Source organism: Limimaricola sp., from assembly GCF_016125575.1.
Taxonomy (GTDB): Bacteria; Pseudomonadota; Alphaproteobacteria; order Rhodobacterales; family Rhodobacteraceae; genus WGLM01.
In genome coordinates this window covers 480471-496718 of the sequence record NZ_WGLM01000002.1, presented here as the reverse complement: position 1 = coordinate 496718, position 16248 = coordinate 480471, and the positions used below count along the sequence as shown (strand labels likewise).

Here is a 16248-nt window from a genome sequence, read left to right as displayed (position 1 = left end):
GAGCGCCTCCGGCGGGGGAGTATTTGGAGCAAGATGAAGCGGTTATTCGCCTCGGGGAAAACGTTGATTTTCCTCAAGAACGTTAAGGTCCATGTGGTTGCGCATGTAGCGTTCCGACGCTTTTTGCAGCGGCTGGAAATCCCACGGGAAATAGGCGCCGTTGCGCAACGCCTCGTAGACGACCCAGCGGCGCGCCTGGCTTTCGCGCACGTCGGCGTCGAAGGCGGGCAGGCTCCAGCGCGTCTCGGCCATCTTGCGCAGACGGGCCAGCGTTTCGGCATGTGCCGGATCAGCAGCGAGGTTGTGCAGCTCGTGCGGGTCGGCTTCCATGTCAAACAGCTGTTCGGGGTCGAGCGTGCAAGCCACGTATTTCCAACGCCCGTCGCGCAGGGCGACCAGCGGCGCCTCGCTGCCTTCGGCGGCGTATTCCATCGGCACGGTGTCCCTGTCGCCTGTACCGCAGGCCAGCGGCACAAGCGATTGGCCGTCGGTCCAAGGCATCACCGCATCCATGCTGACGCCGGCGAGGTCGCACAGCGTCGGGCAAACATCGAGGGTCGAGACCGGCATGTCGATCCGGCCGGCCGGCAGATCGGGCGAGGCGATCATCAGCGGCACGCGCGCCGAACCGTCGAAGAAGGACATCTTGAACCACAGCCCCCGCGCGCCCAGCATGTCGCCGTGATCGGACACGAAGAGGATCGTCGCCTCCTGCCTTGTATCGTTCAGCACCTTCAGGATCTGTCCGATCTTGTCATCAAGGTACGAGATATTGGCGAAATAGGCGCGACGGCTGCGGCGGACGTTTTCTGGTGTAATGTTGAATTTCCGATAGTCGCAGGCATCCAGAAGCCGCTTTGAATGCGGATCTTGTTCGGAATAGTCAATTGATCCGACTTCGGGTTCCAGATGTTCGCAGTCTTCGTAAAGATCCCAGAACTGCTTTCGCGCGACATAGGGGTCATGCGGATGGGTGAAGCTGACTGTCAGGCACCACGGCCGCGCATCCTGCCCGCGCGACAGGTCGTAAAGCCGCGCCATCGCGTTGTGCGCGACCTCGTCGTCATATTCCATCTGGTTAGTGATCTCGGCCACGCCCGCCCCGGTGACCGAGCCGAGGTTGTGATACCACCAGTCGATCCGCTCGCCGGGCTTGCGATAGTCCGGCGTCCAGCCGAAATCGGCCGGGTAGATGTCCGTGGTCAGCCGCTCTTCAAACCCGTGCAACTGGTCGGGGCCGACGAAATGCATCTTGCCTGACAGGCAGGTGCGATAACCCGCACGGCGCAAATGGTGCGCGAAAGTCGGGATCGACGAGGCGAACTCGGCCGCGTTGTCATAGACGCCCGTGCGGCTGGGCAACTGCCCCGCCATGAACGAGGCGCGCGCAGGGGCGCAAAGCGGCGAGGCGGTATAGGTCGTGGCAAAGCGGGCCGACCGGGCCGCCAGAGCACGCAGATTGGGCGCATGAAGCCACGCGACCGGACCGTCCGGAAACAGCGTGCCGTTCAGCTGATCAACCATGATGACAAGAAAGTTTGGGGCTGTCACGTCGCGGGGCCTTTCGTAATCTCGAGGTCCAGAAGCGCGATAACCTGATCGGCCACCGCCTCGTTCCGGGGCAGCACGGTGCCCAGCGCCTGGCGCAGGTAAAGACCGTCGATCAACCCGGCCAGGCGGAAGGCAACATCGGGCGCGCGGGATCCGACCAGCTTGCGCAGATCATGGGTCAGGTTCGATTGCAGACGCCCCTGATAAACGGTCAGCAGGCGCTGCGCTTCGGGCAGGGTCTGGGCCAACACGTAGAAATTCAGCCATGCCGCTACCACTTCGCGCCGGAAGTTGGCGCGGGTGAACCCGGCGCGGATCACCGCCTCGACCCGCGCGCGCGGCCCCTGCGCCATGCTGAGCGCGCCGCGCACCTCGGCCCCGTAAAGCGTCAGCGTATGGCGCATCGCGGCGAGAAATATCTGTTCCTTGCCGCCGAAATAGTGATGCGCCAGCGCCGAAGACATCCCCGCGCGCTTGGCGATGCGCGCCACCGTCACGTCGAGATTGCCCACCGCGCCGATCTCGTCGATCGTCGCTTTGACAAGCGCCGCACGGCGTATAGGCTCCATCCCGAGCTTGGGCATGATGTCCCCGAAAACTGATTGCTAAAAACTCTTAGGTGGTTTTTATTGACTCATCAATCAATAAACGCCGCCACGAACGGCAGGGAGACGCCACATGAAACTGACCACCACTCTTTCAGTCCTTGCGCTTGTCGCCGCGACCGGGGCGAACGCCGCCGGTTGTGACAAGGTAACCTTCTCGGACGTCGGCTGGACCGACATCACCGCCACCACCGCCGCCACCAGCGTGGTTTTGCAGGCGCTCGGCTATGACACCGAAACCAAGATTCTGTCGGTGCCGGTGACCTATACCTCGCTCGCCTCGGGCGACGTTGACGTGTTCCTCGGCAACTGGATGCCGACGATGGAAAGCAACATCGCGCCCTACCGCGAGGCCAAGACGGTGGACACCGTACGTGCCAACCTTGAAGGCGCGAAATACACGCTGGCCACCAACGCCGCGGGCGTCGCCGCCGGGATCAAGGACTTCTCCGACATTGCCACCCATGCCGACGCACTGGATGGCAAGATCTACGGGATCGAGCCCGGCAATGACGGCAACCGCCTGATCCTCGACATGATCAAGAATAACACCGACGGCATGAAGGACATGCAGCTGGTCGAAAGCTCGGAACAGGGGATGCTGGCGCAGGTCGCCCGGCTTGATGCCAAGAACCAGCCCATCGTGTTCCTCGGCTGGGAACCGCACCCGATGAACGCGCGCTTTGATATGACCTATCTGACCGGCGGAGACGACATCTTCGGGCCCAATTTCGGCGGTGCGACGGTCTATACCAACACCCGCGCGGGTTATGTCACGGAATGCCCGAACGTCGGCAAACTGCTGGAAAACCTCGTCTTCTCGCTGCCGATGGAGAACGAGATCATGGGCGCGATCCTTGACGACGGCAAGGACCCGGCGGTTGCCGCCACCGATTGGCTCAAGGCGCATCCCGACACGATCGGGCCGTGGCTGGACGGCGTGACGACCAAGGACGGCGGCGACGCGATGGCCGCGGTCAAGGCCTCGCTTGGTCTTTGATCTGACCTGATCATGCATCATCCGGGCGGCCCTGCCGGGGCCGCCCGCCTGCCCCGTCCCGAAAGGCCCGCCGATGCTGAACTGGCTGACCGAAGCGAAGATCCCCGTAGGCGTCGTCTCGGAGCAGGCGTTCAACTGGCTCGAAGGGCACATGGCGTGGTTCTTCGACGGGTTGTCCTCCGGCATGGACGCGATGATCAGCGCCATCGAATGGCTGCTGCAAACCCCGCCGCCACTGGTCATCGTCGCGGCCTTCGTGGCGCTGACATGGGCTTTGCAACGCAAGTGGACAACGTGCCTGCTGGTCTTTCTGGGCTTTCTGTTCATCCTCAACCAAGGCTATTGGAAGGCAACGACCGAAAGCCTGACGCTGGTGCTGTCGGCCTGCATCATCTGCATGGGGCTGGGCGTGCCTGTGGGCATCTTCCTTGCCCACCGACCGCGGCTTTACCAATGGGTCAGCCCCGTGCTCGACCTGATGCAGACGCTGCCAACCTTCGTCTACCTGATCCCGGCGATCATCTTTTTCGGCCTTGGCATGGTGCCGGGCCTGATCGCCACCGTTATTTTCGTGCTTCCTGCACCCATTCGGCTGACCCAATTGGGCATTGCATCGACACCGCTGGCGCTGCGCGAGGCGGCCACCGCATTTGGCGCGACCAACCGCCAGCGGCTATGGAAGGTGGAACTGCCTTACGCCTTTCCCCAGATCATGACGGGCCTGAACCAGACGATCATGCTGTCGCTCTCGATGGTGGTGATCGCGGCCTATGTCGGCGCGGACGGTCTGGGGGTGCCGGTGGTGCGCGCTCTTGGCTCGGTCAACACCAAGCTTGGCTTCGAGTCGGGCTTCGTCATCGTCGTCGTGGCCATCGTGCTTGACCGGATGCTGCGGGTGACACGCAAATGACCGCCGTCATCTTCGACAATGTCAGCATCGTTTTCGGCGACCAGCCTGGCCGAGCCCTGCCACTGATGGATGCGGGCCAGAGCCGCGCCGAGATCCAGCGCGACACAGGGCAGGTTCTGGGCGTGCACAATTGCAGTCTGACGGTGGCCGAGGGCGAAATCCTGGTGCTTATGGGGCTGTCAGGCTCTGGCAAATCGACGCTGCTCCGTGCGGTCAACGGGCTCAATCCGGTCGTGCGGGGCGCGGTGCGGGTGCATGGCGGCAAGGACATGACCGATGTCACGCATGCTCCGCCAGAGGTGCTGCGCCGCATTCGGCTGAATGCCGTGGCGATGGTCTTTCAACAATTCGGCCTGCTGCCTTGGCGCACTGTGCGCGACAATGTGGGCCTCGGGCTTGAACTGGGTGGCATCTCGCGTGCCGAACGTCGCACGCGGATCGAGGCACAGCTGGCGCTGGTAGGCCTGTCGGATTGGGCAGACCGCAGGGTGGGCGAGCTTTCGGGGGGCATGCAGCAGCGCGTGGGCCTCGCCCGCGCCTTTGCCACCGAGGCGCCGATCCTGTTGATGGACGAGCCCTTTTCGGCGCTGGACCCTCTGATCCGCAACCGCCTGCAGGACGAGCTGCTGGACCTGCAACAGAAGCTGAAGCGCACCATCGTCTTCGTCAGCCACGACCTTGACGAAGCGTTCAAGCTGGGCAACCGCATCGCCATCATGGAGGGCGGCCGGATCGTGCAATGCGGCACCCCGCGCGACATCTTCACCGATCCTGCCAATGACTACGTGGCCGATTTCGTGGCCCACATGAATCCGCTGGGCGTCTTGACTGCGCGTGACGTGATGCGCGCAGGCGTGGGCGACGGGCCGGATGTTGATGCAGAAACGCCGGTCCGCGATCTGATTGCACGACTTCAGCAGGTGCGCAGCCTCAGCGTACGCGAGGCCGGCCGGCGACTGGGCAGCGTGACCGCCGATTCCATCCTCGCCCGTATCGCCGCAGGGCAGAACTAGACTCGACTTGTGGGACGGACGCCCGCCGTCACACCTTGGTGGCGGGCGCCACTGGTGTAATCTGTCGCCGCGCCACCGCCTCTCGCCATGTGATAAAGCTGACCGATGCGACGATGATCAACCCGCCCAGCACGACGAAGGCATCAACCGGCTCGCCAAAGACCGTGGCACCCAGCGTGACCGCCCAGACAAGTTGAAGGAACACCACGGGCTGTGTCACCGTCAGTGGGGCCGCCGCGAATGCCAGTGTCATGGTGTAGTGCCCCGCCGTGGCAAAGGTTGCGACCACGAACAGCCAGCCCAGCTGGTCCCATGTCGGCGTGATCCAGACCGCGGCTGCGAAGGGCGCCAGCCCGATCGTCACGGTCAAGGACAGCATGCCGACCACGACCAAGGGCGAGGCCGTCGCCGTCAGCCGCTTGGCGAGCAGGTAGCTGACCGCGAAAAGCGCCGCCGTCACCAGCATGGCGAAATGCCCCGGCCCCAGCGTGCGCAGCCCCGGCCGCAGAATGACCAGCGCACCGATCAGCGCCATGATGACGGCCGCCAGCCTTCGCGGTGGCAGCTTTTCTCCCAGAAACAGCGCGGCACCCAGCGTGACATAGACCGGGTTGAGGTAATTCAGCGCGGTCACCTCGGCGATGGAAATGCGCGCCATCGCGAAGAACCAGAAGATCACCGCGATGGTATGCGCCGCGCCCCGCAAGGCAAAGACCTGAACCTGCTGTCGCGTGAGGTGCGCGCGCAGGATCGGCGGGATCATCGGGATCAGGAAGACGAGGCCAAGGGCATAGCGCAGGAACGCCGCCTCGGCCGCCGGCACCGACTGCCCCACATGCTTGACCCCGGCCGTGACGCCGACGAAAAGCAGCCCCGTCAGGACCATCAACAGGATGCCGGTGACAGGACGCGCGGCGGAGGCGGGCGATGCAGTCATGTCTACGACGTGACAGAGCCCGGCGGGACAGGCAAGTGGCCGCAACCGGGAATGGCTCTGCAAGGCCAAAATCCCGCCTGATTTGGCTGGCAGCCTGTGCCGCATGATACAGGTCAGGGATTTAGCCCAGAGGTCGGCGCAACGCGTCGCGGTTCTGGTCGACGGCGACAACGTCGCCCCGAGGTACGGCGCACAGATCATGGCCGAGGCCGAGCGCCACGGCCGGGTCGACATCGCGCGCGTCTACCTTGCGGCGAACCGCCCCTCGGACTGGCTGACCCAGCCGCGTCTGCGCGCGATTCACGCCGGCCACGGCAAGAACGCAGCCGATATCCTGCTATGCATCGACGCGATGGAACTGGCGCTGACGCAAGACATCGGCAGCTTCGTTCTGGCCAGCGCCGACCGCGACTTCACCCATATCGCCCAGCGCCTGCGAGAGCGTGGGCTGTCAGTTCTGGGGCTGGGAGAAGCCAAGGCGCCAGAAGCCTTCCGGCTGGCCTGCAGCGGCTTCACGGTCCTCCAAGCAGAAGCGGCGCCGCCCAGCGCGACCGTTCCAGCCACCGCGCCAAATCCCGTGTCAGACCTCGACCGGCGTATCAGGGGGGTGATCGCAGATCATAGCACGAAGGGACGCGGCATGCCCGTTGCCCTTCTGGGACAGAAGATGCACCACGACCATGGCACCCGCATCAGCACCATGCCCGAGCGGAACTGGCGCACCTACCTCGCCAATCGCCCGACGCTCTACGACCTCGATCCGCGCGGACCGAATGCCTTGGTCCGCTTCCGCCCGGAGGGCTTTGGCGGCCTCTAAGCGATCTCAGCTTTCCTGATATGCGGCCATCACCTCGTCGGAGGCCTCGAAGTTGGTCGTCACGCTTTGCACGTCGTCGTCGTCTTCCAGCGTCTCGACCAGCTTCATCAGCTTCTGGACGCCTTCAAGGTCCAGCTCGGTCGTGGTGGTGGGTTTCCAGACCAGCTTGGTCGTTTCCGATTCGCCCAGCGCGGCCTCCAATGCGGTCGCGACATCGTTGAGATCGGTATCGGCGCAGGTGATCCAGTGTCCCTCGTCGTCGCTTTCCACGTCTTCGGCACCGGCCTCGATCGCGGCCATCATCACCGTGTCGGCATCGCCCGCACTGGCGGGGTACCTGATCTCGCCCTTGCGCTCGAACATGAAGCCGACCGAACCGGTTTCGCCGAGGTTGCCGCCGTTCTTGGAGAAGGTCGACCGCACGTTCGACGCAGTGCGGTTGCGGTTGTCGGTCATCGCCTCGACGATCACCGCCACACCGCCCGGCCCATAGCCCTCATAGCGGATCTCGTCATAGCTTTCGGCATCGCCCATCTGGCTTTTCTTGATCGCACGGTCGATCACGTCCTTGGGCATCGACTGCGCCTTGGCGGCCTTGACGGCCAGACGCAGGCGCGGGTTCATGTCCGGGTCGGGCATGCCCATCTTGGCAGCCACGGTGATTTCCTTGGAAAGCTTCGAGAACATGCTGGAGCGCAGTTTATCCTGCCGCCCCTTGCGATGCTGGATGTTGGCCCATTTGGAATGGCCTGCCATGCTGGACCTCTTGTCGTCTGTTGTCGGTTTGCGGGCCTCTATATGCCAGCCGCCCCGCGCCCCGCAACCCCAGCCTATAACGGCCAGATCAGCGGGATGACCAGCGCGCAGATGACCGACAGCGACAGGTTGAGAGGCACGCCAATACGCAGGAAATCGGTGAAGCGGTATCCACCCGGCCCATAGACCAGCGTATTGGTCTGATACCCGATGGGGGTGGAGAAGCTGGCCGAGGCCGCCATCATCACCGCCACGACCAGCGGGCGCGGATCGACGCCAAGCGCATGGGCAAGACCGATGGCAATGGGTGTCATCACCACGGCCACCGCATTGTTCGAGACAAGCTCGGTCAGCACCATCGACAGGACATAGACAACGAAGATCACCACCTGCGGCGGAAGGCCTTCCAACAGTGGGGCGGCGCCATTGGCCACCAACGCCACCGCGCCCGAACTCTCAAGCGCCGCACCCACCGCCAGCATCGCAAAGATCAGCGCGAGCAGACGGCCATCAATGAACGAGAACGCCTCGTCAGCGTCGATGCAGCGGGTGACCAGCACCAGCACCATCGCCAGCACGGCCAGCAGCAGGATCGGCGCGATGTTGAGGGCCGAGAGCGCGACGATGCCCAGCATCGCGGCGATGGCAATCCAGGCATGGCTGCGGCGATAGGCCCGCGCCGAAGGTTTGGAGACGTCGCCTAGGTTCTGGTCCTCGGCCAGCCGCTGGATGTCGCCCGGCGCGCCCTCCAGCAGCAGGGTATCGCCCACCCGCACGATCATCTCGTCAAACTGGCGGCCGATATTCTTGTCGCGCCGGTGCACGGCCAGCACGTAGACGCCGTAGCGCCGCCGCAGCCGCAAATCGCCCAGCCGGCGGCCCACCATCTTGCATTCCGGCGTGATCAGCACCTCGACGGTCGATGTCTCCACCGCCGAAACCTGATCGACCCGGCGCAGGCTCTTGTTGCGTTGCAGGGAAAGCAATTCGGTCATCGCGGTGCGCAGGACCACCCTGTCGCCCACTTGCAGCATCACGCCATCAAGGTTGCGCCTGAGCGACTCGTCGCCGCGGATCACGTCGATCAGCCGCACACCGTCGCGCTTGAAGAGTTGCACCCCCGTCACCTCGCGCCCGATCAGGTTGCTGTCGGGCGGGATTACCGCCTCGGTGAAGAAGCGCATTTTCGAGCGATCCGAAAGCAGCGTCGCCATGCTATCGCGGTCGGGCAGCAGGCGGCGCCCGAAGAGGTAGAGGTAAAGCAGCACCCACGCCGCGATGATTGCCCCCAACGGCGTGATCTCGAAGATCGAGAACGGTGCCAGCCCCTGCGCGCGCGCCACCCCGTCGACGACAAGGTTCGTCGACGTGCCGATCAGCGTCAGCGTGCCGCCCGCGATGCTGCCATAGCTGAGCGGAATCAGCAGCTTGGAAGCCGAAGTACTCAACGTGCGGGCCATCTGCACGAAGACCGGCAACATCACCACCACCACCGGCGTGTTGTTGACAAAGGCCGAGGCCGCCAGCACGAAAACCAGCGCGCCCCCCACCGCCAGCCGCGGGTGGCTGCGAGCGTAGCGTTCGGCCAGCGTACTGACCTCGTTCAGTGCGCCGGTGCGTACCAGTGCCCCCATCACCACGAACATCGCGGCGATCGTCCAGGGTGCCGCGTTCGACAGCGTGGCGACCGCCGCGTCATAGGGCAGAAGGCCGATCAGCAGCATCAACGCGGCCCCGCCCATCGCCACCACCTCGGTCGGGTAGGTCTCGCGGATGAACATCGCCAGCATGCCCAGCAGGATGCCCAGCGCAATCAGCGCCTGCAGTGTCGGTGATACGCCCAGCGCGGCAATCATGCCGGCCCCTTGCCGATTGGCAGTGCCGCGTCGGCCGGAGCCTCTTCGCGTTTGCGGGGCTGGACCAGCGCTATCCCCGACAGCATCAGCGCCAGCGCCAGCCAGACCGCCCACGAATAATGTTCGCCCAGAAGCAGCATCGACCAGACCACCCCGAAGCCGGTGACAAGGTAGGCGATCAGCCCGGCAAAGATCGGCCCGGCCCGCCCGACCAGCCAGATATAGACCGAATAGACTACGCCGTGAATGACTGCGCCCGCGATCAGCGCCGCCTCGGGCCGCCCGGGAGGCATCACCGGCACCGCCCACTGCCCCGTGGCCAGAATGGCCGGCAGGCATAGCAGTGTGCCCATGACCGAAACGCCGAACATCGCGGCAACCGGTGCCTGCCCGGTGCCGCGAAAGGCCACGAAATTACCCTCAAGCGCGTAGGAGAGCGGCCCGATCAGCGCCACCGGCAAGAAGACGAGCATTGCCGGGTCCGGCAAGCTGACGCCCGGTGCGGCGATCAGCACGACACCGGCCAGCCCCAGCCCCAACCCCATCAGGCGGCGCGGCGCGACCTGATCGGTGCCCAGCGCCATTGCCAGAGGGAAACTGACCATTGGCACGGTCGAAATCAGAATTGCCACGATGCCCGAAGGCAGGTGGCGCACGGAGGTGTAGAAGGTGAAACTGGGGATCAACGTGCCAAGAAACGCCACGACGACATAAAAGATCAGCGCATCGCGCGTCAGGAGTGGCCGGTCGCGCCGCACCAGCACGATCAGGCCCAGCACCACGCTCGAAATCGCCAGTTCCCAGAAGACCAGCGTCAGCGGAGCCCAGCCGGTGCCCGTCGCCACCTTGCCAAGCGGCACCGTCAGCCCCCAGCTGACCCCGCAGAAGAGCAGTACCGCGCTAAGCCCCGCGCGGGCGGAAAATGCGCCTCTCATGGTAGCCGTCCGTCCGGCGTAGGGGGCCGCGACACCACCGGGGCGGGTGCGGGGGCCGCGCGCGGCTGCACCAGAAACACTCCGGCCAGCACCAGCACCAGCGCCGCCCAGATCCACGGCGCGTAGGCCTCCGACAGCAGCGCCATCGACCAGACCATGCCGGCGCCCGTCACCACGTAAGAGACCTGCGCGGCAAAGACCGAACCGCCCCGCCCGATCAGCCAGACATAGCCAAGATAGGCCGCGACATTGCTCAGCGCGGCGAAGACGATGGCCATGTCGGCCCGGTCCACAGGCCAATGCGGCGGCGCCAGCGTCCCTGTTGCCAGCGCCAGCGGCAGTGCCAACACGAAGGCCACCACCGTCGCACCGCACAGAAGTTGCAACGGATCAAGTCCTGCCCGCCCCAACCGGCCCAGGCCCACGCCCTCGGAGGCGTAGCAGCTCAGCGCCAGCACCACGAAGGGCAGGAAGATGACGCTGCCGCGATCCGGCAGGCTGGCCTCGGGCAGCGCGATCAACATCGCGCCGGTCAGGCCCAAAAGGAGCCCGAAAACTCGCATCGGCGTGACCCGGTCCACCCCCACGGCCAGCGCCATCGGCAGGGCCACCATCGGCAATAGCGACATGCACAGTGCGATGATCCCCGCGGGCAAGTGCTGGGCCGCGGTATAATTGGCGGCATTGGGCAGGACGGTGCCCAGCACGCCCACAAAAACGTAACGGATCAGCGCCGGCCGGGTCAGTGGCAGGCCCTTGCGCCGCCAGAGCAGAAGCGCCGCCATGACCACAAGGCCGATCGCCGCGTTCAGCACCACGATCCCGAAACTGCGAAAGCCGCCCGTCACGGCGATTTTGCTCAGAGGAAAGTTCATGCCCCAGGCGCAGCCGATCCCCAACAGCGCCAGCACCGGCCCGGCCGCCGGCCGGCTGGCCCGGATCATCCCGGCTCCGCCTGCGCCAGCCGCCCGCCCTGCCGCACCATCTCGACCTTCGTCGCCTTGCCGCTGCGGTCGTCGGTCTCGACATATAGCCCGCTCAACGTGGCGGGGCCGGCGGCGGGTTCAAACCGGCCCTTGGGCATGCCGGTGATGAAACGGCGCAGGGGTTCCACCTTGTCCATCCCTATGACCGAATTGTAGTCGCCGCACATGCCCGCATCGCTGAGATAGGCGGTGCCGCCCGGCAGGATCATCGCGTCGGCGGTGGGCACATGGGTATGGGTGCCCACCACGATGCTGGCGCGCCCGTCGCAGAAATGGCCCGTCGCCATCTTTTCAGACGTCGCTTCGCAGTGGATGTCGATCAGGCTTGCCTGCACCATCCCGCCCATCGGGTATTGCCGCAGCACCGCGTCCAGCGCCGAGAACGGATCGTCGAAGGGCCGCTTCATGAAGACCTGCCCCAGCGCCTGGGCCACCAGCACCTTGCGCCCGCCCGGCGCCTCGAAGACGCGCGCACCGCGCCCGGGCGCAGCCTTGGAATAGTTCAGCGGACGGATGATGCGCGGCTCGGTCTCGATGAACTGCAGCATCTCCTTCTGGTCGAAGGCATGATCGCCCAGCGTGATTGCGTCCGCCCCCGCGGCCAGAATCGCGCGGGCATGATCGGGCGACAGGCCCACGCCGCTGGTCGCGTTCTCGCCGTTGACCACGACGAAATCCAGCCGCCAGTCGGCCCGCAGGCGCGGCAACTCTGCCGTGATCGCGGCGCGGCCCGAACGGCCCATCACATCGCCAAGAAACAGGATTTTCATGCCCTCCCTGTTAGGGGCGGGCGGGGGCCTTAGCAAGCATCGCCATGCGCTGGCTTGACGCACGTCAAGGCGGACGTGACCCGCGCGCCGCAATCTGCCGGTCGTCGCAGCAATCCCGAAAGCCGCCATCATGCGCCTGCCGCCTGTCGAGACGACCCTGCTCGCCCTTTCCGTCGCGGGCCTCGCCTCGGGCGGGGCCGCGGCGCTCGTGGGCCGGCCGGATCTGGCCAGCCTGCTCTGGGCCGCCGGCACCCTGCCCGTGATCGCGGGGCTGGCATGGGAAATCATCCAAGGCCTGCGCCGGGGTGATGTCGGGCTCGACATCGTGGCGGCCCTTTCGATGACCGCCGCGCTGGCCTTCGGCGAAACGCTGGCCGCCGCCGTGGTGGCGCTGATGTATACCGGGGGCACCTTCCTCGAGATGTTTGCCGAATACCGGGCCCGGCACGAGATGCAGGCGCTGCTGACCCGCGTTCCGCGTAGCGCCATGCGGCACGAGAACGGCGGGTTGGCAGAGGTCGCGCTCGATGCCATTGCGCCGGGCGACCGCCTTCTGATCCGGCAGGGCGAGGTCGCCCCCGCCGACGGCACCGTGGCCAGCCCCCGCGCGCTGCTCGATCTCTCGGCGCTGACGGGCGAATCGATGCCCGTCTCGATGGAACAGGGCGCCGCGGTGATGAGCGGCGCGCTCAACGCCGGCGACGCGTTCGATCTGGTAGCGACGCGCCCGGCCGCCGAAAGCACCTTTGCCGGCATCATCCGGCTGGTCGAACAGGCGCAACGGTCCAAGGCGCCGATGAGCCGGATTGCCGATCGCTACGCGCTGGTCTTTCTTGCCGTCACGCTGGCACTGGCGGGCGCGGCATGGCTGGGATCGGGCGATCCGATCCGTGCGGTCGCCGTTCTTGTCGTGGCCACCCCCTGTCCGCTGATCCTCGCCGTGCCGGTCGCGCTTGTCGCCGGTCTCAGCCGGGCCGCGCGCTTCGGCGTGCTGATCAAGGGCGCCGACATGCTGGAACGGCTGGCGGGCATCCGCACCCTGATCCTCGACAAGACCGGCACCCTGACCGATGGCCGGCCCCGCATCACCGGGATCGAGGCGGTGGGCGAGATCGACGCCGGCGAAGTGCTGCGCCTTGCCGCCTCGCTCGACCAGTCGAGCAAGCATCCCATCGCCCAGGCGATCGTGGCCGCCGCCCGTGCCGATGGCATCATGCTGGCCACGCCCGAAGCGGTCTCCGAAACGGCGGGCGAGGGCGTCGCCGGCCGCGTCGGCGGCCGCGAGGTGCTGGTGGGTGGCGCCGGGTTCGTGCGCGCCCGTGTCGCCGATCACCCCGAGGACGGGGCGATCCATCGCGCAGGCTCGGTCGTGGTCTCGGTCGGCGTCGATGGGCGCCTCGCCGGACGCATCACCATGGCCGATCCGCTGCGCGAGGGGATGGCGGGTTTCCTGTCGGGCCTGCGCGCACTCGGACTGACCCGCATTGTGCTGGCCACCGGCGACCGCGCCGCGGTGGCCGAGAACATCGCGGGTCACCTCGGCCTCGACGCGCTGCGCGCCGAGTTGACGCCGGACCAGAAGGTCATGCTGGTCCTGGCCGAGCGGATGGAGGCCCCGACGATGATGGTGGGCGACGGCATCAACGACGCCCCGGCGCTGGCGGCGGCCGATATCGGCGTGGCGATGGGCGCAAGGGGTGCTGCCGCCAGCGCCGAGGCCGCCGACGTGGTGCTGCTGGTCGACCGGCTGGACCGGCTGCTGCCCGGCATCGTGATCGCGCGCGGCAGCCGCGCCATCGCGCTGCAAAGCGTGGCGGCGGGCATCGGCCTGTCGATCGCCGGGATGGTCGCCGCCGCCTTCGGCCTGATCACCCCGGTCGAGGGGGCCGTGCTGCAGGAACTCATCGACGTGGCGGTCGTGCTCAACGCGCTGCGCGCCTTGCGCATCAAGCCCGAGGGCAGCTGACCCCTTCATCTTGCCAGAAATACTCCGGGGCAGCGCCCCCTGCCCCGCTACCGTTCAGCGCCCCGGCGTGATCACGCCCGCCTCGGTCACGATCAGGTCGAGCGGCTGGTCCACAGGTTCCAGCGGCAGCGCCTCGTCCTCCTGCGCGGCCCAGGCAAAGCCGATGGCCAGCACCGGGCCGGCCGCGCGCAACCCTTCCAGCGTCCGGTCGTAGAAACCGCCGCCATAGCCCAGCCGACCGCCGCGCCGGTCGAAGGCCACCAGCGGCACGATCAGCACCTCCGGGACCACCCAGCCGCCGGTTTCAGGCACCTTCGCGCCGAACGGCCCGTCGATCATCCGCGCCGCAGGGGTCCATTCCCGGAATTGCAGCGGCTGGTCCTTGCCCATGATGACCGGCACGCAGACGGCACCGTGGCCCGCGGCCTCGGCCATCGCGGGGCCGGGGTCGATCTCGGTGCGCATCGCCATGTAACCGGCCAGCGGCCGGCCCCTGTGCCCGGACAGCACCGCCGCCAGCGGCCCGGTCGCCGGTCGTCCGCCTGCCGCGGCAAAGGCCGCCTTGCGCCGGGCAAAGGCCGCGGCGCGGGCAGCGGCCTTGATCGTGGCCAGATCGTTCACAGCAGGATCACCCCCGCCAGCCAGAGGAAAGAGAAGAAGCCCACCACGTCGGTCACCGTCGTCACGAAGGCACCCGAGGCCAGCGCCGGGTCAAACCCCATCTTCTCCAGCCCGAACGGGATCAGCAGCCCCGCCAGCGCGGCGGCGAAAAGGTTGATGATCATCGCCAGCCCGATCACCACGCCGATCAGCGGCCCGCCGAACCACAGCCAACTGATGCCGCCGATGATCAGGGCAAAGACCGCGCCATTGGCCAGACCCTGCAGGATCTCGCGCCGGATCACCCGCCAGACGTTCGATTGCGTCAGGCTCTTGGTGGCCAGCGCCCGCACCGCCACGGCAAGGCCCTGCGTGGCCGCGTTGCCCCCCTGCGAGGCGACGATGGGCATCAGCACCGCCAGCGCCACCATTTTCGCGATGGTGCCTTCAAAGAACGAGATCACGACCGAGGCGAGGATCGCTGTCAGCAGGTTCACGAAGAGCCACGGGAACCGCTGCCGCGTCGTCTCGAACCAGTTGTCCGAGATGCTGCCCTCGCCAACACCGGCAAGGCGCAGGATGTCCTCTTCGTGCTCCTCGTCCAGAAGAGTCATGGCGTCGTCGATGGTGATGACACCGACCAGCCTGTCGTCGTCATCGACCACCGGTGCCGTGATCATGTGATAGTGGTTGATCGCCTGCGCCACGTCGGCGGCGGGCTGATCGACGTGAAACGTGCGGAAACTGTCCTCGACAAGGTCGCGCAACCGCACATTGCGGCGGGCCGACAGGATGCGCCCCAGCGTGACATAGCCGGCGGCCTTGGCCCGCGGATCAACAAGCATGACGTGGTAGAACTGGTCGGGCAGTTCCACGTCAGACCGCAAGTAATCGATCGCCTCACCCACGGTCCAATGCTCGGGCGCGCGCACGATCTCGACCTGCATGTGCCGGCCCGCCGATTCCTCGGGGTAGGCCAGCGCCTTTTCGACGGCGACCCGCTCGGGGGCATCCAGCGCCTTGAGGACCGCACCCTGCTGTTCCTCGTCGAGATATTCGACAAGGTCCACAACGTCATCGGACTCAAGGTCACGCACGACCTCGGCCAGTTCGGCCGGGGCGAGCCTCTCGATAATTTCCTCGCGCAGGCCCTCGTCAAGCTCGGACAGGATGTCGCCATCCATCCCGCCTTTCCAGACCACCAGCAGCGCGCGACGCTCCCGCGGGTCGATCAGCTCGATCAGGTGGGCGATGTCGGCCGGGTGCAACGGGTCCAGCGCGGCGTCGATACGGGCCTTGTCGCCCGCCTCGACGGCCTCGCGCACTTCCGCGATCAGCCGTTCGGTCACGCCGAAGGCTTCGTCCTCGTCTTCCTCGACCTCGGGCTTTTCAAGTTCTTCGATCATCCGGCCGGTCCCCTGACAGACCGACACCATAAAGCAAGCGATCTGGGCCACAACTGCCGAACGCCGACAGCGTCGATCCGCCCGACATTCCTGAAACTGCTTCACGCTTTGCCCTGTTAACCCGGGCCCGCCCCGCTGCT

General features: G+C 66.2%; 15 protein-coding genes. 5 read left to right on the top strand and 10 right to left on the bottom strand.

Features of this window, described 5'->3' with window-relative positions; genetic code table 11:
* Positions 1–42: 42 nt before the first annotated feature.
* Both betC and betI read right to left on the bottom strand, forming a co-directional pair.
* Positions 43–1551, bottom strand: a complete 1509-nt coding sequence (gene betC / locus GC146_RS03890) for a choline-sulfatase (RefSeq protein WP_291834586.1) — start codon at positions 1549–1551, stop codon at positions 43–45.
* Entirely contained in the window at positions 1548–2135 is a 588-nt protein-coding gene (betI, locus tag GC146_RS03885; protein ID WP_291834583.1) for a transcriptional regulator BetI, read from the bottom strand. The genes betC and betI overlap by 4 nt, the downstream gene beginning before the upstream one ends.
* 94 nt (positions 2136–2229) lie before the next feature.
* Between betI and GC146_RS03880 the strand changes: the two genes are divergently transcribed.
* The 3 genes from GC146_RS03880 (at position 2230) to choV (ending at position 5079) form a co-directional block, all read left to right on the top strand.
* Positions 2230–3156 (top strand): choline ABC transporter substrate-binding protein, encoded by a 927-nt coding sequence (locus GC146_RS03880; RefSeq protein ID WP_291834581.1) that lies wholly within the window; start codon positions 2230–2232, stop codon positions 3154–3156.
* A 76-nt stretch (positions 3157–3232) separates the two neighbouring features.
* Positions 3233–4066: a choline ABC transporter permease subunit gene (choW, locus tag GC146_RS03875; RefSeq protein WP_291835742.1), complete on the top strand. Its 834-nt coding sequence runs from the start codon at positions 3233–3235 to the stop codon at positions 4064–4066.
* Complete coding sequence (gene choV / locus GC146_RS03870) at positions 4063–5079, top strand: choline ABC transporter ATP-binding protein (protein WP_291834578.1); 1017 nt, start codon at positions 4063–4065, stop codon at positions 5077–5079. Before choW ends, choV begins: the two co-directional genes overlap by 4 nt.
* Before the next feature lie 28 nt (positions 5080–5107).
* Here choV and GC146_RS03865 read toward each other — a convergent pair whose 3' ends face one another.
* Positions 5108–6016: a DMT family transporter gene (locus GC146_RS03865; protein ID WP_291834575.1), complete on the bottom strand. Its 909-nt coding sequence runs from the start codon at positions 6014–6016 to the stop codon at positions 5108–5110.
* Positions 6017–6119: 103 nt separating this feature from the next.
* Between GC146_RS03865 and GC146_RS03860 the strand changes: the two genes are divergently transcribed.
* Positions 6120–6833, top strand: coding sequence for an NYN domain-containing protein (locus tag GC146_RS03860; protein ID WP_291834572.1), 714 nt, complete (start codon positions 6120–6122; stop codon positions 6831–6833).
* A gap of 6 nt (positions 6834–6839) precedes the next feature.
* Here GC146_RS03860 and GC146_RS03855 read toward each other — a convergent pair whose 3' ends face one another.
* The 5 genes from GC146_RS03855 to GC146_RS03835 form a co-directional block, all read right to left on the bottom strand.
* Positions 6840–7589, bottom strand: a complete 750-nt coding sequence (locus GC146_RS03855) for a YebC/PmpR family DNA-binding transcriptional regulator (protein WP_291834569.1) — start codon at positions 7587–7589, stop codon at positions 6840–6842.
* 74 nt (positions 7590–7663) lie between these two features.
* On the bottom strand, positions 7664–9445 hold the full coding sequence (locus tag GC146_RS03850) for an SLC13 family permease (protein ID WP_291834567.1): 1782 nt from the start codon (positions 9443–9445) through the stop codon (positions 7664–7666).
* Positions 9442–10380, bottom strand: coding sequence for a DMT family transporter (locus tag GC146_RS03845; protein ID WP_291834564.1), 939 nt, complete (start codon positions 10378–10380; stop codon positions 9442–9444). The genes GC146_RS03850 and GC146_RS03845 overlap by 4 nt, the downstream gene beginning before the upstream one ends.
* Entirely contained in the window at positions 10377–11324 is a 948-nt protein-coding gene (locus GC146_RS03840) for a DMT family transporter (protein WP_291834562.1), read from the bottom strand. The genes GC146_RS03845 and GC146_RS03840 overlap by 4 nt, the downstream gene beginning before the upstream one ends.
* A complete protein-coding gene (locus GC146_RS03835; protein WP_291834559.1) occupies positions 11321–12136 on the bottom strand; it encodes a TIGR00282 family metallophosphoesterase in 816 nt (271 codons plus the stop codon). Before GC146_RS03835 ends, GC146_RS03840 begins: the two co-directional genes overlap by 4 nt.
* Before the next feature lie 130 nt (positions 12137–12266).
* On the opposite strand from GC146_RS03835, the gene GC146_RS03830 reads away from it, so the two are divergent.
* Positions 12267–14102, top strand: coding sequence for a heavy metal translocating P-type ATPase (locus tag GC146_RS03830; RefSeq protein ID WP_291834556.1), 1836 nt, complete (start codon positions 12267–12269; stop codon positions 14100–14102).
* A gap of 54 nt (positions 14103–14156) precedes the next feature.
* On the opposite strand, the gene GC146_RS03825 is transcribed toward GC146_RS03830, so the two are convergent.
* Both GC146_RS03825 and mgtE read right to left on the bottom strand, forming a co-directional pair.
* Positions 14157–14723: a 5-formyltetrahydrofolate cyclo-ligase gene (locus GC146_RS03825; RefSeq protein WP_291834553.1), complete on the bottom strand. Its 567-nt coding sequence runs from the start codon at positions 14721–14723 to the stop codon at positions 14157–14159.
* Positions 14720–16108, bottom strand: coding sequence for a magnesium transporter (mgtE, locus tag GC146_RS03820; RefSeq protein ID WP_291834550.1), 1389 nt, complete (start codon positions 16106–16108; stop codon positions 14720–14722). The genes GC146_RS03825 and mgtE overlap by 4 nt, the downstream gene beginning before the upstream one ends.
* Positions 16109–16248: the final 140 nt, after the last annotated feature.

Coding starts and splice junctions, on each gene's coding strand:
- GC146_RS03835 (WP_291834559.1), bottom strand. CDS start 12,136: ATGAAAATCCTGTTTCTTGGCGATGTGATGGGCCGTTCGGGCCGCGCC.
- GC146_RS03860 (WP_291834572.1), top strand. CDS start 6,120: ATGATACAGGTCAGGGATTTAGCCCAGAGGTCGGCGCAACGCGTCGCG.
- GC146_RS03840 (WP_291834562.1), bottom strand. CDS start 11,324: ATGATCCGGGCCAGCCGGCCGGCGGCCGGGCCGGTGCTGGCGCTGTTG.
- GC146_RS03850 (WP_291834567.1), bottom strand. CDS start 9,445: ATGATTGCCGCGCTGGGCGTATCACCGACACTGCAGGCGCTGATTGCG.
- GC146_RS03865 (WP_291834575.1), bottom strand. CDS start 6,016: ATGACTGCATCGCCCGCCTCCGCCGCGCGTCCTGTCACCGGCATCCTG.
- GC146_RS03880 (WP_291834581.1), top strand. CDS start 2,230: ATGAAACTGACCACCACTCTTTCAGTCCTTGCGCTTGTCGCCGCGACC.
- betI (WP_291834583.1), bottom strand. CDS start 2,135: ATGCCCAAGCTCGGGATGGAGCCTATACGCCGTGCGGCGCTTGTCAAA.
- GC146_RS03830 (WP_291834556.1), top strand. CDS start 12,267: ATGCGCCTGCCGCCTGTCGAGACGACCCTGCTCGCCCTTTCCGTCGCG.
- GC146_RS03855 (WP_291834569.1), bottom strand. CDS start 7,589: ATGGCAGGCCATTCCAAATGGGCCAACATCCAGCATCGCAAGGGGCGG.
- mgtE (WP_291834550.1), bottom strand. CDS start 16,108: ATGATCGAAGAACTTGAAAAGCCCGAGGTCGAGGAAGACGAGGACGAA.
- choV (WP_291834578.1), top strand. CDS start 4,063: ATGACCGCCGTCATCTTCGACAATGTCAGCATCGTTTTCGGCGACCAG.
- GC146_RS03845 (WP_291834564.1), bottom strand. CDS start 10,380: ATGAGAGGCGCATTTTCCGCCCGCGCGGGGCTTAGCGCGGTACTGCTC.